Raw genomic sequence first — 22,246 nt, 5'->3', positions numbered from 1 at the left:
AGTTGCGGTCTCGCGGTGTGGAAATGAACCCAGAGCAGCTGGCCAAGGCGGTCCGCAGCGGCGACCGCGCGGCGTTGCCGCGCGCCATCACCCTGCTGGAGTCCACCCGCAAGGACCATCAGGAGAAGGCGCAGCGGCTGCTGTTGGAGCTGACGCCGGACTCGGGCAAGGCGCACCGTGTGGGGATCACCGGCATTCCCGGGGTGGGTAAGTCCACCACCATCGAGGCCCTCGGCATGCACCTGATCGAACTGGGCCATCGCGTGGCGGTGTTGGCCGTCGACCCGTCGTCGACGCGCACCGGCGGCTCGATCCTCGGTGACAAAACCCGGATGGCGCGCCTGGCGATGCACCCGGATGCATACATTCGGCCGTCGCCCACGTCGGGCACCCTGGGCGGGGTGGCCAAGGCCACCCGCGAGACGTCGGTGCTGCTGGAGGCCGCCGGGTTCGACGTGGTCCTGATCGAGACCGTCGGCGTCGGGCAGTCCGAGGTGGCCGTGGCCAACATGGTCGACACCTTCGTGTTGCTGACCCTGGCGCGCGGGGGCGACCAGCTGCAGGGCATCAAAAAGGGCGTGCTGGAGCTGGCCGACATCGTGGTGGTGAACAAGGCCGACGGGAATCACCTGCCCGAGGCGCGGTCGGCGGCCCGCGAGCTGTCCGGGGCGATCAGGCTGATCTATCCGCGCGAAACCCTTTGGCGCCCGCCCGTTCTCACGATGAGCGCTGCGGAGGGGACCGGCCTGGACGAACTGTGGGAGACCGTCGAACGCCATCGTCAGGTGCTCAGCGAGGCGGGGGAGTTCGAGGCGCGTCGCCGCGGCCAGTTGGTCGACTGGACCTGGCAGATGGTGCGCGACACGGTGCTGGACCGGCTGGCCTCCAACCCGGCGGTGCGCAAGATCCGGGCCGACGTCGAGCGGAAGGTCAAGGCGGGGGAGCTAACTCCGGCGCTGGCCGCCCAGCAAATATTGACGGCCGCGTCTGGCTAACGGATAGGTAAATAATCGGGGGGTTTCGCTCCTGCCCGGTGTGTAATCCAAGTAAATTCAAAAGTGTGACGGTGGATAGCCGAGTCAATCGCCGCGCGGTCCGTGTCCACGATGACCTTGACGCAGGTCACCGTGTGTCCGGCGCGGCGGACTCACACTTCGGGTGCGTCGTTCGTAGCTTTTCCAGCATGTTTCCCGCCCGCCGGTTCGGTGGCGGGGCCCTGGCCGTCTATGTGGACGGCCAGCCCGTCGTGGACGTCTGGACGGGGTTTGCTGACCGGGGCGGGCAGCGGCCGTGGTCGGAGAACACCGCCCCGATGGTGTTCTCCGCGACCAAGGGAATGGCCGCCACCGTCATCCACCGGCTCGCCGACCGGGGGCTGATCGACTACGACGCCCCGGTCGCCGAGTACTGGCGCGAGTTCGCCGCCAACGGCAAGGCCGACATGACCGTGCGCCAGGTGATGCGCCACCAGGCCGGCCTCTCGGGGCTGCGCGGCGCCACCAAGGAAGACCTCCTCGATCACGTGGTCATGGAGGAGCGACTGGCGGCGGCGGCTCCCGGGCGGCTGCTCGGCAAATCCGCGTACCACGCGCTGACCTTCGGCTGGCTAATGTCGGGTCTGGGCCGGGCGGTGACCGGTAAAGGGATGCGCACGCTGATTCGCGAGGAACTCGCCGAGCCGCTGGGCGTCGACGGCCTGTACCTGGGCCGGCCGCCGGCCGGATGCCCGACGCGGGTCGCCGAGATCGTCGCGCCGCAGAACCTGCTGGGCAGTTCGCTCGTCAACTACGTCTCGCGCAAGGTCGCCAACGAGCTCTCCGGCGGGTTCCGGTCCATCTATTTCCCGGGCATGGTCGCGGCGGTGCAGGGCGACACCCCGCTGCTCGACGCCGAGATCCCGGCGGCCAACGGTGTGGCCACGGCGCGCGGCCTGGCGCGGATGTACGGCGCCATCGCCAACGGTGGCGAGGTCGACGGCATCCGATTCCTCTCCCGCGACCTGACGGCAGGCCTGACGGGCGAGCGCAGCCTGCGGCCGGACCGAAACATCTACGTGCCGTTGGCATTCCACCTCGGTTATCACAGCCTGCCGATCGGCGGCGTGATGCCCGGCTTCGGTCACGTCGGGATGGGCGGTTCGGTCGGATGGGCCGACCCCGCCTCGGGGGTGGCGTTCGCGCTGGTGCACAACCGTCTGCTGACGCCCCTGGTGATGAGCGACCACGCGGCGTTCGTCGGGATCTATGCGCTGATCCGCAGGGCCGCGGACAAGGCCCGCAAACGCGGATTCCGTCCGGTCACCGAGTTCGGGGCGCCGTACTGCGAGCCGGGAGCCGTCGCCGGCTGACGCCGAAAGGCATCCAGGCGGACACTGACCCGCAATGCAAATGACCGCATAATTTACGGGGGCGCTTAAATCGACTCGCCCGTTTGAATGACGGTGGTCGAATGCCCATGTGCAGTTGTTCACATGCGTTGTAATCTGTGCTGGATGTTTGCTCAATTCATTCCCGCAAATTGCCGCGGCGTTGCCCGAAAACAATGCCCGCCGGTAATCCTGCTTTTGCGGGTGTGCTGATGACTCGACGGCGATTTTGGCACCCGGGCGCCGGGCAGCGAGAATCGGTCAGGTGAGCGCGCACCCGACAGTCTCTGGCCCCGATGCAACCGTCAACCGCCGGCCAAAGCCGCGAGGGTCGGCGGGCTCGACGCTCGCCCAGGTGTTCGACCCCCGGAACAACGCGCTCAACGTCTGGCGCCTGGTGCTGGCGTCTGGCGTCATCCTGCAACACTCCTGGGCCCTCACCGGCCGCAAGATCTACCCACCGGTGGAACAGCTGCTCACCCAGGTCTGGGTGGACGGATTCTTCGCGATATCGGGTTTCCTCATCACGGCGAGCTGGGTCCGCAACCCGCAGCTTCGCGAGTACTTCGTCGCCCGTGTTCTTCGCATCTTCCCCGGGCTGTGGGTCTGCCTGGCCGTGGTGGCTTTTGTCATCGCCCCGCTCAGCGTGGCGATCCAAGGAGGCTCGCCAGCCAGGTTGCTGCTATCTCCCGCACCGTTCGCGTACGTGCTGAACAACGCCGTGCTGAACGTCTATCACACCGGTATCGACGGAACACCCCGAAACGTCCCCTTCCCGGGGGTGTGGGACGGCGTGCTGTGGACCCTCGTATTCGAATTCCTCTGCTACATCGCCATCGCTGTTGCCGGCGTGGCCGGACTCCTCAAACGCCGCTGGCCCGCTCCGGTGGTGTTCGCACTGTTCTTGGTGGGTGCGGCGCTCGTTTCTTACCCGGTGGGCGCGGTGGAGACGATCCCGCAGATGATCACGCGTTTCGCCCTCGTCTTCGCCGCGGGAGCGGTACTGCATCAGTTCCAAGACATGATCCCCGCCCGATGGTTACTTGTTGCCGTGAGCGCGGCCATCGTGGTGGCGGCCGGCTTGCTGGTGCCGAACTATCGAGTAGTCGCCGCCATCCCACTGGCCTACGTCGTCATCGTTTCGGGAGCGCTGATCCACAACCAGCGCATGCGGTTACGCACGGACCTGTCCTATGGCGTGTACATCTACGCGTGGCCCATCCAGCAGCTGCTGGTGATCTGCGGGCTGGGCTTCCTGCCTCCACTCGTGTTCGCCGTTGTTGCCGCCGTCGCGACCCTGCCACTGGCCGCACTGAGCTGGTTCCTGGTGGAGAAGCGTGCGCTTGCGCTCAAATCCCGCTTCAAGCGCAAAGCGCGGGAACGGGACGGCGTGGTCGCTGATGCGCAACCGTCCGCGCAGACCGTCACCGGCGACTAGGTCCGTCGCGGATTCCGCGCCGCATGACCCTCAATCTCACCTTTAACTAGAGAAAAGTCGCGGCCAGAACAACCGACTAATGGGCGTTGCTGAACGCGCTTCTTGCTCGGCGACGGCGTTGCCGGAAGCGCGTAATTGAACTTTGCCCCACAAATTGCAAACTCATGCATAATGACCCGTGATCCCGGGGGCCGCATGACGCGCGCATGACGCGCAACTGAAAGGTGTGGGCCACCGATGACAGCTCCCCGGACGAGCCAACCGGCCGATCTCCCAGGGTCATCCGCCCGCCAAGCAACCGCCGTCCGTCCGGTTGCGCTGTTCGTGTTGGGAATGGCGCGGTCCGGAACGTCGGCGCTGACCCGGGTTTTGTCGCTGTGTGGCAGCACGCTCCCGGCCGGAATGTGCGGCGCCGACGGGAACAACCCGCGCGGCTATTGGGAGCCGCGGGCGGCCATCATGCTCAACGAGACGATCATGCGCCGCCACGGCAGTAATTGGTACGACCCGACGCTGCGCCTGCAGGAGGAGTGCGCATTCGGCGCCGACGAGAAGGCGGCCTGGATCGCGGAGATCGCGGCGTATCTGGGCACACTGCCGGCGGCGCCGCTGGTGGTCATCAAGGAGCCGAGGATCACGGCGCTGTCGGGCCTCTGGTTCGAGGCGGCGCGCCAGGTCGGCTTCGACATCGCCGCCGTGATTGCGGTGCGCCATCCGCAAGAGGTTGTCGCCTCGGCGGCGAAGTACGTGGATACCTCGCCGGAGCTGTCCAGCGCATTGTGGCTGAAGTACAACCTGCTCGCCGAGCGGCACACCCGCGGGATCCCGCGCGTGTTCGTCGACTACGGCAACCTCCTCGACAACTGGCATCGAGAGGTGAAGCGCATTGCCGCCGCACTGGAAATCGATCTGGACACCGTCGACGAGAGCGCCGTCGAGGAATTTCTCACCCCCGAGCTTCGACGCCAGCGATGCGGCGGCCCGGTGGCGGACCATTTCGGTGCGGACTGGGTATCCGCCGTCTACGAGGCGCTGCGGGGGGCGGCGCAGGACAACCCCCTGCACCTAGCCACCCTGGACCGGGTTTTCGAGTCGTATCGGGCCGGCGAGCGTGATTTCCGCATGGCGTTCACGGAATTCCACGCCCGCACCAACAGCCTGCTTCGCCGGGTGTTCCGTCCGTTCATCGTGAAGCGGATCCTCGAGGTCGCCGCGGTGGTGCACCGCCGCAGGGGAGCCTGGGCCTAGTCGGCGATGGTTCGGAATTCACGACACGCGGGGTCACCGAATGAACTTTGCCCAGTATTCGATTGTGGCAGGGCCCCAATCACTTGCGGATCAGGTAGCCATTGGGTGCCAGGGTCCACCCGAATTTTTTCTCACGCTCATAATCGTGGATGTAATCGTTCGGGAACTCCTGCTCGTACGCCTCGATGGCCTCGTAGGGCCCCGGGCCGAATCCGGGCATGATCGGATGGCCGTTCACGCAGGAGTCTTCGACTAGAAGATAGTCGCCGGCGGACAGCAGCGGCCGCAGCATTTTCATCTCGGCCAGTACGTGATCCTTGGTGTGGTCGCTATCCAGAATTGCAAAGATCTTGCCCGGGTACCCGGCTTTCAGCTGCCGAATACGCTCTGCGATTGCCGCTTCTGTGGACGACGATTCTACAAACTCGATTTCGGGATAGTGGCGTGCCTCGGGATCAAGAGCGCTTAAGGAGATGTCGACGGAAAATACTTTGAAGGGTTGGCCGATCAGCCGCATGATGCTCGCATAGAACACCGCAGAGCCGCCATGACGGGTGCCGAATTCGACAACCAGCGAAGGCTTGACGTCGAACAAGATCTCCTGGTAGTTCCAAAGATCGGTTACCGACTTCCAGCAGTTGACGCCCAGCCACTTAGTCTGCTGCCACACCAGGTTGCCGAAATACCACTTTAAGTATTCTTCAGCCGCGTCCCCGGATGGTCGGTAGAGCCGTGTCACGAGGAAGCTGACTTTTTCTCGCCATGTCGTCATCGTCATTACTTATCACGAAAGCGCCTCTAGGACGAGGCTTTTACGTATTACCTGGGCGGGCCCCGCCTGACATTCCAGAAGCGGGAGACGGCCGTCTTTATTTGTCCGCCCATCCTCGGGATCAGCGGCTTCCGCGGCTTTGACAAGCGCCATTTCCACCCATCAGCCCCGGCCGAAGATCGACTTCTGCGGGGGGATTCCAGGCCTGGTCCCGGCGAGTCGTCACGCCGCTCGCCTGACATCGGTGTGTCCGTCGCGCGACCTTCAATCGCGAAGCCTTGTTTCCTCCAAAATCTCCAAGCGGCAGGAGTCACTACTATCTACATGCTCAGCTGCTCGCTGTACAGGATGGCGCCGAGTAAGCCGGCGAGCCGCCGCACCTGCGTGGCCCGCTAACAGGCCGAAGCCCACGCCCAAAGATTAAGTACGCAAAATAGTTTCGTAAAAGCGGCACTTCGATGGTGTGGTCTGGCTATAGTCCTTAGCGGGCGCAATGGTTCGATCGTTCTTACCGGGGGGCAGAAGTTGCCGGTCACAAGTCAAGCCTGACTCCTGTGAGGACCGCGGTATATCGCGTTCTCTTTGCCAAAGTCGTTGGGCAGGCTGGGATTTAGCTCTCTGACACCGTAGTGTGCGCGACGGTGTCGATTCCAAATGGTTGCTACGCGTGTTGATCGCGCGTGCACCGAGTCGGAAACCCCTGGATATCAACCGAACTCCGAACGTCGTTCAGGCGCACGACCAGTGAAAGTTGGATTCGCGATGAGATTGGCCCGGATGACCAAGCCGGTCGATCGCCCCCTCAGCGCCGGAAATCGTCCGGTCGCCCTTTTCGTGCTCGGACCGCAACGGTCGGGAACCTCGGCGCTCACGCGGGTCCTCTCGCTCTGCGGTGGCACGCTGCCGGCCGCGATGCTCGGCGCCGACGCCAACAATCCGCTCGGGTATTGGGAACCGCGAGCGGCCATTTCGCTCAACGAAACGATCCTGAGCCGCCTGGGGACCAACTGGTACGACCCCTCACTTCGCTTCCTGGATGACGATTCACCCACCAAAGAAAACAAGGCGTGCGTCGCCAAAGTCGCGGAGTATCTGTCCACCCTGCCGGCGGCGCCACTGGTGGTGATCAAAGAACCCAGGATCACCACGCTGTCCGACCTGTGGTTCGAGGCGGCGCGCACGGCGGGTTTCGACGTCGCCGCCGTGATCGCGGTACGTCATCCGCAAGAGGTCATTTCGTCGATCGTGAAGTCCTGGCACGTGTCTCCGGCACTCGCGAGCGCCTTGTGGTTGAAATGCAACATCCTGGCCGAACGAAATTCACGCGGCGTGTCGCGGGTATTCGTTGACTACGCGAACCTTCTCGACGACTGGCGTCGGGAAATGAAACGGATCTCCACGGAACTGCCGATCGAACTGCACACCCAGGACGAGGACGCCATCGAAAGCTTCCTCACCCCGGGGTTGCATCGGCAGCGGCATTGCGGTCCGGTCAACGACCTTTTCGGCGCCGATTGGATTTCCACGGTCTACGAAGCGCTTCGCCAGGCCGCGCAGGACGACCCCATCGACATGTCAACGTTGGACCGCGTTTTCGCGGCCTACCGGGCCAGCGAGCGCGACTTTCGTAAGGCGTACGAAGATTTTCACGGCTTGTCCAACAGCATGCTGTTCCGGCTTTTCCGGCCGGCCATCGCCAGGCCGGTGATGGAAATCATCGCCATGGCCCACCGGCACAGGGGGACCTGGGCGTAGCGCCTTTCGCGAAATTGGTGCGGGCGCGCGATACGTCCCCGATATGATCGACCGGACCGCGATCACGGCGAATGTGCCGATCGCACATTTTCCTCAGCATCCGATACGGGAGGCGTCGATTCGTGTCAGCGTCCGTGCTCATCACCGGTGGGGCGGGATTCATCGGGTCGGCGCTCGCACGTCGCCTCCTCGAAGCCGGATACGACGTCGCCGTGATGGACGTGCTGCATCCGCAGGTGCATGGGGGAGATCGGCCGATCGAGCTGCCGCCGTCGGCGCGGCTGTTCACCGGGGACGTGACGCACGCGCCCGACTTCGACGCGGTGTTGCGATTGTTCCGCCCCGCCCAGGTGGTCCACCTGGCCGCCGAGACGGGAACCGCGCAGTCGCTGTCCGAGGCGACGCGGCACGGCTCGGTGAACGTCGTCGGCACCACCCAACTCCTGGACGCCTTGAGCCGCTCGGGACACGTGCCCGAGCAGCTCGTCCTGGCGTCCTCGCGGGCGGTGTACGGCGAGGGCTCCTGGCAGTCCGGCTCGCAGATCTTCTACCCGCGTCCCCGCAGCCACGCGCAGCTCGTCGCGGGCCGCTGGGATCCGCAAGGACCCGCGGGTGAACAGGCGGTGCCGCTGCCGAGCCGCGCCGACCGAACCGAACCCCGGCCCACCAACGTGTACGCGGCGACCAAGCTCGCCCAAGAACACTTGTTGGCCGCCTGGACGTCCGCGCACGACACCAGCCTCAGCGTGCTGCGGTTGCAGAACGTCTACGGACCGGGGCAATCGCTGACCAATTCGTACACCGGGATCGTCGCCCTCTTCGCGCGGTTGGCGCGCCAGGGGCTTGCGTTGGAGGTCTACGAAGACGGCCGCATCGTGCGCGATTTCGTCTACATCGACGCCGTCGTCGACGCGCTGTTCGCGGCGGTCCAGCGCCCGGCGACCCAGCCGCGCTGCCTCGACATCGGGTCCGGCCAGGCCACCACCATCCACGAGCTGGCCAACAAGATCGCCGCCATGTGTGACGCCCCCGAACCGACCGTCGTCGGAAAATTCCGCGACGGCGACGTGCGCGCAGCGAGCTGCGACGTCGAGCCCGCGATCAACGAGCTCGGTTGGCGCCCCGAGCGTTCGCTCGATGACGGTTTGCGCGCGCTGCTCGACTGGATCGCCGAGCGGCCCGAAGCCGCCGCCGGATCGAACGAATCGGGCCGCCCCGTCGTTGAACAGGCGGGACGCCGCTGAGACCTGCGGTCTGGCGCGGCTGGCGGTAGCGGAGGCAGTGCTAATCACGGCCTATGATGGTTGCTACTCCCCGGTAGGGGCAGGGACGGGACCACCCACGCCAGTCCTTTCATTTTGAACCAGGGGGCAGCTTTGACCGTGGCCGATCGTGACATGCGATCTCCGTTCCTCGACACCCGATCCGCCTACCTTGACCTGCTGCGACGTAACCTCACCCGGTACGGCAGCGACGAGTTGGTGCCGGTGGGCTGGGACCGTCTGGGGCGTCCTCTTTTCAGCACCCGCAACCTGATGCTGGTCCGCAAGCGTCCGTTCAACGAGCACGCGCGGAAGTTGGGCCTGGATTGGCCGGCGGATGCCTTGACGATGATCGGCATGCAGCGGTTGACCAGCCTGCAGCGCTGCGTGGAAACGGTTCTGACGGAAGACGTCCCCGGTGACCTGGTCGAGTGCGGTGTGTGGCGCGGAGGTGCGTCGATTCTGATGCGCGCCGTGTTGTCCGCCTACGGCGACGAGAAGCGATCCGTGTGGCTATGCGATTCGTTCGAAGGGGTGCCGCCACCGGACACCGCGCATTACGAGGCCGACAAAGGCATCAATTTGCATCGCGCCGCCGGGGTGCTCGCGGTGTCCGAGGCGCAGGTCAGGGCGAATTTCGAACACTACGGCTTGCTCGATGACCGGGTTCGTTTTGTTCCGGGCTGGTTCAAAGACACCCTGCAGGACGCCCCGATCGAAAGCATTTCGGTGTTGCGTCTCGATGGTGACCTTTACGAGTCGACGATCCAGGCCCTCGACGCCCTCTACCCGCGACTCTCGCCCGGCGGGTATTGCATCATCGACGATTACCACGCCATCGACGCATGTCGGCAGGCCGTGGCGGATTACCGCACGGCTCACGGTGTCACCGCTGAGATCGAGGAGATCGACGGCACCGGCGTGCTGTGGCGCAAGCCGTGACGATCGGCAAACCGGTGCAGTGGGGATTCGGCGCTATCTAAAGTGATCGGTGCATCAGTGTGATGGCGCAACCGAAGGGCTTTGATCCGCGATGAAATGTGTGCTGGCCAGCTACGGAACGCGCGGCGACATCGAGCCCTCCGTGGTGGTCGCCCGCGAACTGCAGCGCAGGGGCCATGACATGGTCATGGCCGTCCCGCCCGACTCGGTGGGTTTCACTGAAGCGGCAGGGCTGACCGCGGTCCCTTACGGGCTGGAATCGCAGACCTGGCTGGACGTCTACCGCAACTTCTGGACCTCGTTCTTCCGCGGATTCTGGAAGATCCAGGAGATGCGCGGCATGTGGCGCGAGATGTGGGATCTCAGTGACCAGTGCTGGGCGCAGATGAACACGACGCTGATGTCGTTGGCCGACGGGGCTGACCTGCTGTTCGCCGGCCAGAGCTACCAGGAGACCGCCGCCAACGTCGCGGAGTTTTACGACCTTCCCTTGGCCACCCTGCATCACGTCCCCATGCGGCCCAATGGACAGGTCGTATCGATCCTGCCGCCGCCGTTGGCGCGCTCGGCGATGACGGCGTTCGACTGGTACTGCTGGCGACTGAACAAAAAGGTCGAGGACACCCAGCGCCGCCAACTCGGGCTGCCGAAGGCGACATCGCCGTCACCGCGGCGGATCGCCGAGCGCGGATCACTGGAAATCCAGGCCTATGACGAGGCCTGCTTCCCCGGGCTGGCCGATGAATGGGCGGAATGGGATGGCCTGCGACCGTTCGTCGGAACGCTGACGATGGAGTTGACCACCGAGGCCGACGACGACGTGATGTCCTGGATTCACGCGGGGACACCGCCGATCTGCTTTGGCTTCGGCAGCATGCCGGTGGAATCTCCGGCCGATACCGTCGAGATGATCAGCTCCGCCTGCACGCAGCTGGGCGAGCGGGCGTTGATCTGCGCCGGCAGGAGCGACTTCGGCGGCGTCCCGCTCGCCGATCACGTCAAGGTGGTGGGGCCGGTGAATTACGCGACGATCTTTCCCGCCTGCCGCGCGGTCGTTCACCACGGCGGCTCGGGAACCACGGCCGCCAGCCTGCGCGCTGGTGTGCCGACGCTGATTCTGTCGATGGACGCCAATCAGACCATCTGGGGAGCTCAACTCAAGCGGCTGAAAGTTGGTACCACGCGCCGGTTTTCGGCTACCGATCGCAAATCATTGGTGGAGGATCTGAGCCGGATCCTCGCCCCGGATTACGCACGGCGCGCTCGCGAGATCGCCGCCCGGATGACCAAGCCGGCGGACAGCGTCGTCAAGGCCGCCGATGTTGTGGAGAACTTCGTGAACTCGCGAACTCATGCCTGATCATCAAAGGGTTTTACAGCAGTTGTGCTGGGGTGACTTACCGATTTCCCAGGACACGACATCGATCGTCTGGCACACTGACACGACATCGGGCGACGCCGGGTTCAGCCACACCGCCCAAGGGTCGTCATAGTTCTACGGTCGGGGGGAAGGCCGATGAGGTTGGCTTTGTCGCACTCAAGTACGCCGCTATCGTGTCGCGACCCCTTCGCGGCGCGGGTAGGCAAAACCGTTGCGAAGCAAGGGCAACCAGCGACTCTGATTCAATCCCAGGGCGGATGGCGAGCCGCAGATTACGGGGTGGAAACGCCGTCATCAATCTTGCCCTCGCGGTCACGGATTGATTAAGGTAACGGGCGCGATGAAATTTGCTGTGGCAAGCTATGGAACGCGTGGCGATATAGAGCCATGCCTCACCATCGGTCGTGAACTGATGCGCAGGGGCCATTCGGTGCGTATGGCCGTGCCGCCCAATCTCGTCGAACTTGCCGAAGCGGCCGGACTCCCGGCGATCGCCTATGGGCCAGATATGCACGACTTTTGGAGCGACGAGTTCATACGGAACTTTTTCAAGAATTTCGTCCGCGGTCCGGTTACCTTGATCCGGGAAGCCTGGGAGCCTGTGCTGAGGAACTGGCAGGAAATGAGCTCCGCGTTGATGTCGGTAGGGGCCGGCGCGGATTTGCTATTCACCGGCCAGCTTTACCAGGACTTGGCAATTAACGTCGCGGACTATTACGGCATTCCGATGGCCACACTGCACTACATCCCGATGCGGCCAAACGGCAGGGTGGTACCGGGGGTGCCCGCGCCCATGGTCCGCACCGGAATGGCCGTGTACGACTGGATGTGCTGGCGGATGAACAAGAAGGCCGAGGACCGTCAGCGACGCGAGCTCGGCCTTCCCACTGCAACGGTGGCCTCGCCGCGGCGGATCGCCGAGCGGGGTTCGCTGGAAATCCAGGCCTACGACGACGTGTGCTTCCCCGGGCTGGCCGACGAATGGGCGAAGTGGGGCGGTCAGCGGCCGTTCGTGGGCTCTTTGACCATGGAACTGACGACCGAATGCGATGACGAGGTGTTGGCGTGGATCGCCCAGGGCACGCCTCCGATCTGCTTCGGTTTCGGCAGCATGCCGGTCGCCGAATCACCCGCCGACACGGTGAGAATGATCGGCGCCGCCTGCGCGGAGTTGGGGGAGCGGGCGTTGATCTGCTCCGGCTGGAGCGACTTCAGCGACGTCCCCCAGTTGGACCACGTCAAGGTCGTCGGCGTGGTCAACTACACGAAAATCTTCCCCGCCTGTCGCGCGGTCGTTCATCACGGCGGCTCGGGCACCACGGCCGCCGGCCTGCGCGCGGGGATCCCCTCGCTGATCCTCTGGACGGCCGGCGACCAGCCGATGTGGGGGTCGCGTGTCAAGCAACTGAAGGTCGGCACATCCCGACGGTTCTCGAGCGCCACCCCCGAAACTCTCATTGCCGATCTGCGGACGATCCTTGCCCCGGAGTACACCACCCGCGCCCGTGAGCTGGCGACTCGGATGAGCAAACCCACCGAGAGCGCAGGGCGCGCCGTCGATCTGTTGGAGGAGTTCGCTCGTTCGGGGCGCTGTGTTCCCGGGGTATCCACCGAGCGAAGTCGCTGAGCAGCCGGTGACGGATACAGCGAAACGCATTGATGGCGTGGAGGGACGTCTAGGCTCTCTACCGGTATTACTGGCACGCGGAGTTAGGGGCAGTTATGGCCGTGACTGATCACGACACGCGGTTTGCATACCTCGATCTGCTTCGGCGCGATCTGACCAGGTACGGCAGCGACGAGTTGGTGCCGGTGGGGTTGTACCGCCTGGGGCGTCCCCTGTTCAGTACCCGCAACCTGATGCTCGTGCGCAAGCGGCCATTCAATAAAAAGGCGCGCGACTTGGGATTGGACTGGCCGGCAGATGCCTTGACGATGATTGGTATGCAGCGGCTGACCAGTTTGCAGCACTGTGTGGAGACGGTCCTGGAAGACGACGTGCCCGGCGATCTGGTCGAGTGCGGTGTGTGGCGCGGGGGCGCCTCGATCTTGATGCGCGCCGTATTGGCCGCCTATGGAGACGAGAAGCGAACCGTGTGGTTGTGCGATTCGTTCGCCGGAGTGCCGCCACCCGACACCGTCAATTACAAGGCGGATAAAGGAATCCGGCTGCATCGCCACGCGCGCATCCTGGGTGTGCCGCAAGAGCACGTCAAGGCCAACTTCGAGCGCTACGGGTTGCTGGATGACCAGGTGCGTTTTCTTCCGGGCTGGTTCAAGGACACCCTGCAGGACGCCCCGATCGACCGCATTTCGGTGCTGCGGCTTGACGGCGACCTTTACGAGTCGACGATTCAGGCGCTCGATGCGCTCTACCCGCGGCTGTCGCCCGGAGGCTTCTGCATCGTCGACGACTACCACGCGATCAAGGCGTGCGCACAGGCGGTGACGGACTATCGCGACAAGCATGGCGTGACCGACGAGATCGTCGAGATCGACGGCACCGGCGTGCTATGGCGTAAGTCCTAAAGAGATCGCTGAAACTCTAGGTGTACGAGACGATTTGCCCTCCGGTGCAGGAGCGGCGGAACACGATCATGATGAACCGATTCCGTTTGCCCCGGACGCGGTACGTGCCGATGCTATGGTTGCCGCCGTGGCACCAGGGCTGACAACCGGCACCCGCCTGCGGATGTGGTGGGTGCGCACCGAATACTGGCTCGCGCGCGCACTGTTGCCCGATGTCTACGCCAACGACGCGTTGATCACGTTCAACAACTTTCACGCATTTCTCGACGATCCCGAATTCCAGCGCGCCTACCAGCGTGGCGCCCGCTCCCTCGGCAACGAGGATTGGTACCAGTGGCAATGGCGCGTGCACGTGGGGCTGTGGGCGGCAGCCAGCGCCAGCAAACTCGAGGGCGATTTCGTCGAGTGCGGCGTCAGTTACGGGTTCTTGAGCAGCGCCATCATGGAGTACCTCGACTGGGATCGGCTGGGCAAGACGTTCTATTTGCTTGACACCTTCGCCGGTCTCGACCCGCGGTTCGTTACCGAGAACGAACGCCGGGCCGGGGCGCTGGAGACCAGCAAAGGACACCTGCGCAACGGGATGTACGTCAACGGCGTTGACAGCGTCCGCGCCAATTTCGCGCAATGGAAAAACCAGCGCATCATCGTCGGCGCGGTTCCCGAGACACTGGAGCAGGTCGATGCGCGGTCGGTGGCGTATCTGCACATCGACATGAACTGCGCTCCCCCCGAAGTCGCTGCGCTGCGGTTCTTTTGGCCACGCCTGACTCCAGGTGCCTTCGTGCTGCTGGACGACTACGCCAACCGGGGACGCGACGAGCAACGCGCCGCCATGGACGAGGTCGCCGGCGAGCTGGGTGTGAAAATCTGCACATTGCCGACGGGGCAGGGCCTGCTCATCAAGCCGGCACGCTAAGGCGAACCAGGCCTTCTCCCAAGGGTTTTAGCGCACCGGACCGCGAGTCGTCGTCCGATCGGGTTTCACGTCCTTTCACACGGGTAGGCCTCTGCTATGGCATTAGCATTGATCACCGGCGCGTCCAGTGGAATTGGTCTCGAGCTCGCGGAGCTTTTCGCCCAGCGGGGATATGACCTGGTGGTGGCCGCCGAAAACGACGGCATCTACCCGGCGTCCACCACGTTGTCTCGCTGGGGTGTCGACGTGCGGCCGGTACAGGTTGACCTACGTACCCCAGAAGGCGTCGAAAAGCTCTATCAGCAGGCCACAGAGGGTGATCGGCCGCTCGACGCGGCCGCACTGAACGCCGGCATCGGCGGCGGGGGAAGCTTTGTCGAGGGCGACCTGGCACATGATATGTCCATCATCGACCTCAACGTGAAGTCGACGGTGCATCTGGCCAAGCTTGTCTTGCGTAACATGACCCGTCGCAACGCGGGGAAGGTACTGCTCACCTCGTCGCTGGCGTCGATGGCGCCCGGCCCGTTCGAGGCGGTTTATCACGCCTCCAAGTCGTTCGTTCAGTCCTTCGCCGGGGCCCTGCAGGACGAATTGCGTGATACCAGAATCACCATCACCTCCCTGCTGCCCGGCACCATCGAGACCAACTTCTTCAACCGCGCGGGTATGGACGAGACACGTGCGGGGCAAAAGCCGAAGGATGACCCGGCCGAGGTTGCCAGGCAGGGTTTCGAGGCGATGATGCGCGGCGACCGCAAGGTCGTCGGCGGCTCGCTGACCACCAAGACCGTGGGTGTGGCCCTGCGGTTCCTGCCCGATTCGGTCAAGGCGGTCGCCAGCCGGGTGAATTCCACCCCCGCGGGCCGGCGATAAGGCGGCCTCAGCCAACCACTTTCCGGCGGACGGCCTCCTCCAAGAGGTCGGCGGTGGTCCCGACGCTCTCGGCGGGCTTGCTCATCCGGGCGGAGAGTTCCCGGGCTCTGGTCGCGTAGTCCGGGGCGAGGATGGTACGCAGGTCCGCCACCAGCGAGCGTGGGGTGGTGGCCGAAAAGCGTCGGGCGGCACCTACTTTCAAGCGTTTGATCTGGGCCGCCCAGTACGGCTGGTCGGCCGAACTCCACAGGGCCAAGGTGGGGATTGCCGCGCGCAGGCTCGCGGCAGTGGTGCCCGAACCGCCGTGATGAACGACGGCACGGCAGGCGGGGAATATGGACGCGTAGTTGACCGGGCCGACGACTTTGACGTGGTCGAAATGCGGCACGTCGGTGAAGTCAGTGCCGCCGAAGCAAATGAGCGCCCGCTCGCCCAGCTGTGCGCACGCCGTACCGATCATCTCGACGGTGGCGGTGGGGGATTCGACCGGTATGCTCCCGGACCCGAAGCAGATGGGTGGCGTTCCCGCGGCGATCCATGAGGCGACATCATCGTCGGCGTCGGTCGCCAACTCCATGGTGAGTGCGCCGACGAACGGACGGCGGCTACCCCATTTCGCCCATTCGGCGGCCAGGCCGGGAAAAAACACGTCGTCGTAGGTTTGGATCTCCAGCCAACCGTGGTCGGCGATTCGTCGCTGCGAACGATGTGTCGCCTTGGGCAGTCCAAGTTCTCGTCGCTGCGCGTTGTCGACCTTCTTCGTCGAGCGCCAAAACAACCACTCGATCGTCGCCATCGTCGAGCGCACCAACGGGGAAGGAACGCTCGGCACAAGCCGGCCGTTGGTTCGCATGGGAAAGTGGTGCAACGAGGCCAACGGAATGTCGTAGTACTCAGCAACATTGGCGGCGGCCTGCTCGAAATTCAGGCCAGTGGAGAGCAGGTCGACGCCATCCGCCAACGACTTCAGCGTCGTGCTCGCGTCGCCCCAGTACTTGATAAGCGGATCCCAAACCTTGGACACCTGTCTGATCGGATTGCGAAAGAAATCCGTCCACATGTTCCGGAGGAATTCCTCATCCAGGAATTCCTCCACCTTGGGACCGTAGGGAACCGCCGCGAGTCCGATCGACTCGACAAAGCCAACCAGTTCGGGGGGGACGGCCAGGCGAACGTCGTGCCCTCGGCGCACCAGTTCGCGGCCCACCGCAGTGGAGGGCTCGATGTCGCCGCGAGTTCCGTAACTCGCCAGGGCAAATCTCATTACGGGTCCTAGCTTTGCACTCGTCTTGGATCGTCGGCGTCCGGGTCCCCGCGATTATCTCTGGTTCGACCCCAACGATGACTCTTAGCGCTGATTGATTGCATATTGGTTCAGGGCGGGCCGCCTTTGAATCAGTTATGGTGGCATCATGAGGCTCCTCGAAGCCGCATACCGCTACGCGCGACAGGCGATCGACAGGGCGCACGGATATGGGGTAATCAACCGTGGCGGCCGAGGACTAGTCGGATTGATCGATGTCGGCTCGGTAGGCCCATTGCCGACCCCCTGGCATAAGCGATCTGACCTTCTCAGCCACGTCCTCAAATTCGAACCCCGCGACCCGCGCGTAGAAACTTCTCGGGTTGTCAGTATTGACACGGCCCTATGGAATGAAACGGCCACTCTGCCGTTCTACGTGTATGCAGGCCTGGCCGGACACGGCTCGTCGATGTTTCGGGAGAACGCCGACTATGTGCGCGCCAACTTCGATGCGTTGCGGACCCGCGGCCCCTCACATCTTGCGAAGACATGGTTCGAGCGGTCGCGGCTTGATCACATCGAGGAGATCCATTGCACCACGTTGGATGCTGTGCTGGCTGACCGTCCAGATCCGTACCATCTCCTCAAGATCGACGCTCAGGGTGCTGAGCGGCAGATTCTGGAAGGCGCGGCTCAGTATCTTTCCGGTGGCGACTGCATGGCCCTGCACCTTGAGCTGTTCAAGCTGCCCTTGTACAAAGGAATCGCGCTCCGACCAGAGGTTGAGGAGATTGTCGACGGCATGGGATTCAGCCTGGTCAAAGAGTATCCGCCGCACGGGTCGTTCGACTCTCAGAACGATTGCGTATTTTTGCGTCGCGGAGCGGCGGGGCCGGTCGTAGATGCTATTCGCCAAGCCTACGGCCTATAGACCGAGTGGACCATGCGTAGCCGTGGCATGCCCACGGCACGGTGCCGGGGAGCACGGTGACAAACGCTGAGCGCGTGACGGTACCCGTCGCCTACCATTGCGAGGGTCCGTACTGGGATGCGTCCGCCGGTCGCCTTTTGTGTATGGATGTCCTCGCCGGTGAAATAGTTGCGGCCGATTCGTCCGGTAGGCTGTCGCGCTACAACGTGCCGAGTCCAGTAACCACGGTGATCAGAAGTCGAGCGTCGGGTGGCTTTGTGATCGCCACCGAGCACGGTCTTATAGGCGCGAATGATGAGTTGTCGGTGTTCGACCGAATCGCCGATGTCACCGACGATCCCAACCTCCGGACCAACGAGGGGGGTTGTGACCCACTAGGCGGCTTCGTCATAGGCACCATGGCGTATGACGAGCGTCCAGGAAGGGGAGCCGTTTATCGTGTCACCCCCGGCCATCAGGTCACCGTGCTCCTTTCGCCCGTCTCCGTCTCCAACGGGGTCCAATGGTCAGCCGACGGTACCCGCGTCTACTACATCGATACCCCGACCCGGCGGATTGATGTGTTTGACGTCGATCCACAGACAGGCGAGTGGTCCGGCCGCCGGCTCCATATTCATATCGACGACTCGCCGGGATACCCCGACGGGATGGCAATCGATGAAGAAGATGGGCTCTGGGTTGCGTTGTGGGGTGGCGGTGCGGTTAACCATTACGACCCAATTGGGCGGCTGGTGGAGACAATCAGGGTTCCCAACGTCACCCAGGTCAGTTCGTGCGCGTTTGGTGGCGACGGCGGCAATGTCCTGTATATCACCACCTCCCGTCAAGGACTGCCGGACGATCACGAGCATTCTGCCGGCGCACTATTCGCAGTGCATACCGGATCCCGAGGCGCGGTTACTTCGGCGTTTGCCGGATGATTGGCGTCTAGAGCTGCTCACCGTGTGAGGCTTCACGCTTGCACCTCCAACGAGAGCCGACCGGAGAAGAGTTGATGGACAAGACACAAAGTCATCTGATATGGGGCATGCTCGTCAGCGATGAGTGACAACAATCCTCCGCGCCGGGTGTCGGTGGTCATCCGTGCTTTGAACGAAGGCAAGCATATCGGCCGACTGCTCAAGGGGCTTGAACAGCAGACCGTCAAACTCGACGAGGTCATCCTGGTTGACTCCGGTTCCACAGACAACACGGTCGCGATCGCTGAGGCCGCCGGCTGCACCGTCGTTCACATCGCTAAGAACGAGTTCTCGTTTGGGCGGGCGCTCAACAAAGGTTGCGCAGCAGCGAGTGGCGATATTCTGCTGTTTGCTTCCGCCCACGTCTACCCGGTCTACAACACCTACGTCGAGCACATCGTCAGCGCGTTCGACCGCGATGGCGTGGCCATCGCGTACGGGCGCCAGGTTGGAGATGAGCGAACCAAGTTCTCCGAATCGCGGGTGATGCTGAAATGGTTCCCCAACCAAAACATCTGGGACCAGGGTCATCCCTTCAGCAACAACGCCAACGCCGCGGTACTGAGGTCGGTGTGGAAGGAGACGCCTTATGACGAGAGCCTCACCGGCCTCGAAGATCTCGACTTCGCCAAGAAGGCCCTGGACAGGGGGCACAAGATCGCCTATGTCGCGGACGCACCGGTGGTCCATGTGCACGAGGAGACCTGGAGCACGATCCGCAATCGCTATCGGCGGGAGGCGATGGCCTACGCCCGTATTGTCAAGGGGTCGAACATGTCCCTGCCGAGGGCGGTAGGGCTAGCATTATCGAACATCGCGAGTGATTATCGCGATGCGATCAAGGCGGACCTTCTGCGTAGCAACGCACTGAGTATCCCGCAGTTCCGATTCGCCCAGTTTATTGGGGCTTGGCAGGGCTTCCGCGAGCCTGATCATGTGTCGGCACGCTTGCTGGAGCGCTTTTACTACCCTGCTGAATCGCAAGGCGACGACCTTCCACCTGCTCTTGGCCGGAAGATTGTCTACTCCGAAGACCCGTAGCCAACAACCGTGGAGAGCCATGACCCGCACTGTCGCCGTCGTACCCATGCGCCACAACAGTGAGCGTGTTCCGCGCAAGAACTATCGCCCACTGGCTGGAATCCCGCTGTATCACCACGTGGTCCGTATGTTGAGTTCGGTGCCCGAAGTCGACCTCATTGTGGTCGATACCGACAGCGACTTGATCACCGACGACTGCGCCAAGAATTTCCCGCACGTGCAGGTGGTTGCTCGTCCACAGCACCTACGCGACGGCGGCATCGCGATGAACGACGTCTTGCGCAATACGCTCGATCAGGTATACGCCGATATTGTCCTGCAGACACACTCGACAAATCCATTCCTCAAGGCCGACACGGTTTCTGCGGCGCTGCAACTGTTTACGGCTCACGATCGTGAGTGCGACTCCGTCTTTAGTGTCACGCGCTTGCAGGCCAGGCTCTGGGACGCTGAAAGTAGGCCCATCAACCACGACCCATCTATGCTGCTCCGAACGCAGGATCTGCCGCCCTTGTTCATCGAGAATTCCTGCTTTTTTATTTTCACTCCGAAATTGTTGCGTGAGCACGGCTCCCGCATTGGGGCACGGCCGTTTATGGTTGAAATCGCGCCCCTTGAAGCGGTGGACATCGACACGGAAGAGGACTTCTCTCTCGCCGCCGCTATCGCCGAGCGCGGTGAGATCAGGGCGTGACCGCCCCGCTAATCCTGGTGACCTGCCGGCAGATGCAGGTCGAGCTTCCGCGGCACCGTGAGCGTATCGAGAAACTTGGCTACGAGGTTGTTGCGCCGGATCTCCTTGGGCGGCAACAGCTCACCGCGGCGGAACTGCTCAAATACGGCGACCGCCTGGTGGGGATCATTGCCGGCGACGACCAGCTTGACCGTGACTTCTTTGAAAATGCAAAAAAGATCAAGACCGTGATCCGCTGGGGGATCGGCATGGACTCTGTTGATCTTCAAGCCGCTCGAGACCACGGGGTAACTGTGCGTAACACCCCGGGGGTCTTCGGCCACGAGGTCGCAGACGCGGCATTCGGCTATATCTTGAATCTGGTGCGCGGCCACATTGCGGTGGATGCCGCCGTCCGTCGTGGCGAGTGGCCGAAGGTGGAAGGGGTGACACTGGCCGGCGCGCAGCTTGGCATCGTGGGGTTTGGAACGATCGGGCGTGAGATCGCCAATCGTGCAAAGGGTTTCGCCATGGATGTCGTTGCTTACGACCCATTCGCCGACGGTGCGCAAGCGGACGTGCCGATTGTCGGCCTCGACAAGCTTTTGGAAACAAGTCGTTTCATCGTCCTGGCTTGTCCGCTAACTCCGCAGACATTTCACCTCATTAACGCCGAACGTCTCGCTCGGGTACGGCCGGACACTTACCTGGTGAACGTTGCCCGAGGCCCCGTCGTCATGGAGCAGGATCTAATCGACGCTCTCAAGGATGGTCGGCTCGCGGGAGCCGCACTCGATGTGTTCGAGGTCGAACCGTTGCCGCTGGACAGCGAGCTTCGGACGCTGCACAACGTGGTACTGGGCGCGCACAATGGATCGAACACCCGCGAGGGTGTGGTGCGGGCGAGTGAGGCGGCTGTCGACTTCCTGATCGAGGAGCTTGGGCGGTGAGCCGCGCGGTCATCGTCACGGGTGCCGCAGGCGGAATCGGCGCGGCGTTGTGCGAACGGATGCGCAAAGACGGGTACACCACGATCGGGATCGATAAAGACGTTGCTCCGGCTGCAGATGTCTACCTTCAGGTCGATCTGAGCGAGTCCGAGCAACTCGTGGACCTCGGCCGAGAGTTGGCGGGTGACTACAAGCTGAAAGCCGTGGTGCACAACGGCGCGGTGCAGCCCATTGCGGGTGCAGGGGAGACGCCCTTCGACGTATGGACAAATGCTCTGCGCGTGAACGTCATCGCCGTCGACGCCCTGATGTCGGGCACTCACGAAAACCTTGCGGTTAACAATGGTTCGATCGTCGTGATCAGTAGCGTTCATGGCCGCGCGACAACGGGAGGCATCACGGCGTACGCAACGACGAAGGCCGCGTTGGAGGGTTGGGTGCGGTCCGCGGCTATGGACCTTGGCCCGAGCATCCGCGTCAACGCCATCGCGCCGGGAGCCATCGACACCGCGAAGCTTCGCGAGGGATTCGCCCGCTGGGGGGAGACAGCCGAGGAACGCAAAGCCCTCTTGCGCCAGCGCACTGCGCTTCGCCGCATCGGAGAGCCGAGTGACGTCGCAGGAGCCGTGTCATTTCTGATTGGTGACGACGCCCGTTTCATCACCGGAACGGTATTGGTCGTCGACGGCGGAGCAACGGCTCGCCTGGGATCGGAATGAAGTATGGCTTGGCGGGGCGTGGTAACAGCGTGCCTGGTCACCGCCTGCTAGGAGAATTCCAACCAGTGTGCAACCCACACCGTGCAAACCCCGGCGAATGGGGCGTAGGAATAGCATCGGATTCTTCCGTTTGGCTGCCGCTTCATTTGTCCTCGCCGGCCAGTCAGGATCCTTCGCAGGGTTTGGATGACCCATAATCAGCCGACGTCAGGAATCGTTGGTTGAATCGAGGGATAACACGTC

19 protein-coding genes and 1 pseudogene are annotated in these 22,246 nt (G+C 63.4%); 18 read left to right on the top strand and 2 right to left on the bottom strand.

The genetic code is table 11. From position 1 onward, the window contains the following. Positions 1-23: 23 nt before the first annotated feature. The 4 genes and pseudogenes from meaB (at position 24) to W7S_RS15375 (ending at position 5,051) form a co-directional block, all read left to right on the top strand. Positions 24-1,006: pseudogene (gene meaB / locus W7S_RS15390) on the top strand (methylmalonyl Co-A mutase-associated GTPase MeaB). A gap of 54 nt (positions 1,007-1,060) precedes the next feature. Next, positions 1,061-2,347: a serine hydrolase domain-containing protein gene (locus W7S_RS15385; protein ID WP_014711966.1), complete on the top strand. Its 1,287-nt coding sequence runs from the start codon at positions 1,061-1,063 to the stop codon at positions 2,345-2,347. A gap of 373 nt (positions 2,348-2,720) precedes the next feature. Continuing rightward, a complete protein-coding gene (locus tag W7S_RS15380) occupies positions 2,721-3,803 on the top strand; it encodes an acyltransferase (protein ID WP_014711965.1) in 1,083 nt (360 codons plus the stop codon). A gap of 333 nt (positions 3,804-4,136) precedes the next feature. After that, positions 4,137-5,051: a sulfotransferase family protein gene (locus W7S_RS15375; protein WP_014711964.1), complete on the top strand. Its 915-nt coding sequence runs from the start codon at positions 4,137-4,139 to the stop codon at positions 5,049-5,051. A 79-nt stretch (positions 5,052-5,130) separates the two neighbouring features. Here the strand turns inward: W7S_RS15375 and W7S_RS15370 are convergent, their stop codons facing one another. After that, entirely contained in the window at positions 5,131-5,823 is a 693-nt protein-coding gene (locus W7S_RS15370) for a rhamnosyl O-methyltransferase (protein WP_041298246.1), read from the bottom strand. A 762-nt stretch (positions 5,824-6,585) separates the two neighbouring features. Between W7S_RS15370 and W7S_RS15365 the strand changes: the two genes are divergently transcribed. The 8 genes from W7S_RS15365 to W7S_RS15330 all read left to right on the top strand — a co-directional run bounded on the left by W7S_RS15365 (position 6,586) and on the right by W7S_RS15330 (position 15,487). Beyond that, positions 6,586-7,578, top strand: coding sequence for a sulfotransferase family protein (locus W7S_RS15365; RefSeq protein ID WP_041297897.1), 993 nt, complete (start codon positions 6,586-6,588; stop codon positions 7,576-7,578). Between the two features lie 134 nt (positions 7,579-7,712). Further along, complete coding sequence (locus tag W7S_RS15360) at positions 7,713-8,822, top strand: NAD(P)-dependent oxidoreductase (protein ID WP_014711961.1); 1,110 nt, start codon at positions 7,713-7,715, stop codon at positions 8,820-8,822. A gap of 153 nt (positions 8,823-8,975) precedes the next feature. Further along, on the top strand, positions 8,976-9,782 hold the full coding sequence (locus tag W7S_RS15355; RefSeq protein WP_041298244.1) for a TylF/MycF/NovP-related O-methyltransferase: 807 nt from the start codon (positions 8,976-8,978) through the stop codon (positions 9,780-9,782). A 91-nt stretch (positions 9,783-9,873) separates the two neighbouring features. Next, positions 9,874-11,142: a glycosyltransferase gene (locus tag W7S_RS15350; protein ID WP_041297895.1), complete on the top strand. Its 1,269-nt coding sequence runs from the start codon at positions 9,874-9,876 to the stop codon at positions 11,140-11,142. A 361-nt stretch (positions 11,143-11,503) separates the two neighbouring features. Continuing rightward, entirely contained in the window at positions 11,504-12,790 is a 1,287-nt protein-coding gene (locus W7S_RS15345; protein WP_148277772.1) for a glycosyltransferase, read from the top strand. A gap of 95 nt (positions 12,791-12,885) precedes the next feature. Further along, complete coding sequence (locus W7S_RS15340) at positions 12,886-13,692, top strand: TylF/MycF/NovP-related O-methyltransferase (RefSeq protein ID WP_008257902.1); 807 nt, start codon at positions 12,886-12,888, stop codon at positions 13,690-13,692. A 115-nt stretch (positions 13,693-13,807) separates the two neighbouring features. Further along, positions 13,808-14,611, top strand: a complete 804-nt coding sequence (locus W7S_RS15335; protein WP_008257900.1) for a class I SAM-dependent methyltransferase — start codon at positions 13,808-13,810, stop codon at positions 14,609-14,611. Positions 14,612-14,707: 96 nt separating this feature from the next. Beyond that, the gene (locus tag W7S_RS15330) at positions 14,708-15,487 is read left to right on the top strand and encodes an SDR family oxidoreductase (protein ID WP_036428983.1); all 780 of its coding nucleotides are present in this window, start codon (positions 14,708-14,710) and stop codon (positions 15,485-15,487) included. Between the two features lie 7 nt (positions 15,488-15,494). Here W7S_RS15330 and W7S_RS15325 read toward each other — a convergent pair whose 3' ends face one another. Next, a complete protein-coding gene (locus tag W7S_RS15325; RefSeq protein WP_008257898.1) occupies positions 15,495-16,751 on the bottom strand; it encodes a glycosyltransferase in 1,257 nt (418 codons plus the stop codon). Positions 16,752-16,899: 148 nt separating this feature from the next. On the opposite strand from W7S_RS15325, the gene W7S_RS26340 reads away from it, so the two are divergent. From W7S_RS26340 to W7S_RS15295, 6 genes are all read left to right on the top strand, one after another. Beyond that, entirely contained in the window at positions 16,900-17,661 is a 762-nt protein-coding gene (locus W7S_RS26340) for an FkbM family methyltransferase (RefSeq protein WP_081490120.1), read from the top strand. A gap of 41 nt (positions 17,662-17,702) precedes the next feature. Further along, positions 17,703-18,581 carry an SMP-30/gluconolactonase/LRE family protein gene (locus W7S_RS15315; protein ID WP_081490119.1) on the top strand — a complete coding sequence of 293 codons (879 nt, stop codon included), beginning with the start codon at positions 17,703-17,705 and terminating at the stop codon, positions 18,579-18,581. A 120-nt stretch (positions 18,582-18,701) separates the two neighbouring features. Beyond that, on the top strand, positions 18,702-19,661 hold the full coding sequence (locus tag W7S_RS15310; RefSeq protein ID WP_014711956.1) for a glycosyltransferase: 960 nt from the start codon (positions 18,702-18,704) through the stop codon (positions 19,659-19,661). Between the two features lie 19 nt (positions 19,662-19,680). Further along, entirely contained in the window at positions 19,681-20,355 is a 675-nt protein-coding gene (locus W7S_RS15305; protein WP_014711955.1) for a cytidylyltransferase domain-containing protein, read from the top strand. Beyond that, positions 20,352-21,284, top strand: coding sequence for a phosphoglycerate dehydrogenase (locus tag W7S_RS15300; RefSeq protein WP_008257892.1), 933 nt, complete (start codon positions 20,352-20,354; stop codon positions 21,282-21,284). The genes W7S_RS15305 and W7S_RS15300 overlap by 4 nt, the downstream gene beginning before the upstream one ends. Continuing rightward, a complete protein-coding gene (locus W7S_RS15295; RefSeq protein ID WP_008257890.1) occupies positions 21,281-22,003 on the top strand; it encodes an SDR family NAD(P)-dependent oxidoreductase in 723 nt (240 codons plus the stop codon). The genes W7S_RS15300 and W7S_RS15295 overlap by 4 nt, the downstream gene beginning before the upstream one ends. Positions 22,004-22,246 lie beyond the last annotated feature (243 nt).

Source organism: Mycobacterium sp. MOTT36Y (assembly GCF_000262165.1).
In the GTDB taxonomy this organism is placed as follows: domain Bacteria; phylum Actinomycetota; class Actinomycetes; order Mycobacteriales; family Mycobacteriaceae; genus Mycobacterium; species Mycobacterium intracellulare.
Note: the sequence above shows the minus strand (reverse complement) of the source record. Positions and strands in the feature narration are given on the sequence as shown.

Bases quoted from the DNA above. Each gene is read 5' to 3' on its own strand.
- W7S_RS15350 (WP_041297895.1), top strand. From the start codon at position 9,874: ATGAAATGTGTGCTGGCCAGCTACGGAACGCGCGGCGACATCGAGCCC.
- W7S_RS15305 (WP_014711955.1), top strand. From the start codon at position 19,681: ATGACCCGCACTGTCGCCGTCGTACCCATGCGCCACAACAGTGAGCGT.
- W7S_RS15335 (WP_008257900.1), top strand. From the start codon at position 13,808: ATGGTTGCCGCCGTGGCACCAGGGCTGACAACCGGCACCCGCCTGCGG.
- W7S_RS15310 (WP_014711956.1), top strand. From the start codon at position 18,702: ATGAGTGACAACAATCCTCCGCGCCGGGTGTCGGTGGTCATCCGTGCT.
- W7S_RS15330 (WP_036428983.1), top strand. From the start codon at position 14,708: ATGGCATTAGCATTGATCACCGGCGCGTCCAGTGGAATTGGTCTCGAG.
- W7S_RS15345 (WP_148277772.1), top strand. From the start codon at position 11,504: ATGAAATTTGCTGTGGCAAGCTATGGAACGCGTGGCGATATAGAGCCA.
- W7S_RS15375 (WP_014711964.1), top strand. From the start codon at position 4,137: ATGGCGCGGTCCGGAACGTCGGCGCTGACCCGGGTTTTGTCGCTGTGT.
- W7S_RS15365 (WP_041297897.1), top strand. From the start codon at position 6,586: ATGAGATTGGCCCGGATGACCAAGCCGGTCGATCGCCCCCTCAGCGCC.
- W7S_RS15340 (WP_008257902.1), top strand. From the start codon at position 12,886: ATGGCCGTGACTGATCACGACACGCGGTTTGCATACCTCGATCTGCTT.
- W7S_RS15325 (WP_008257898.1), bottom strand. From the start codon at position 16,751: ATGAGATTTGCCCTGGCGAGTTACGGAACTCGCGGCGACATCGAGCCC.
- W7S_RS15355 (WP_041298244.1), top strand. From the start codon at position 8,976: ATGCGATCTCCGTTCCTCGACACCCGATCCGCCTACCTTGACCTGCTG.
- W7S_RS26340 (WP_081490120.1), top strand. From the start codon at position 16,900: ATGAGGCTCCTCGAAGCCGCATACCGCTACGCGCGACAGGCGATCGAC.
- W7S_RS15370 (WP_041298246.1), bottom strand. From the start codon at position 5,823: ATGACGACATGGCGAGAAAAAGTCAGCTTCCTCGTGACACGGCTCTAC.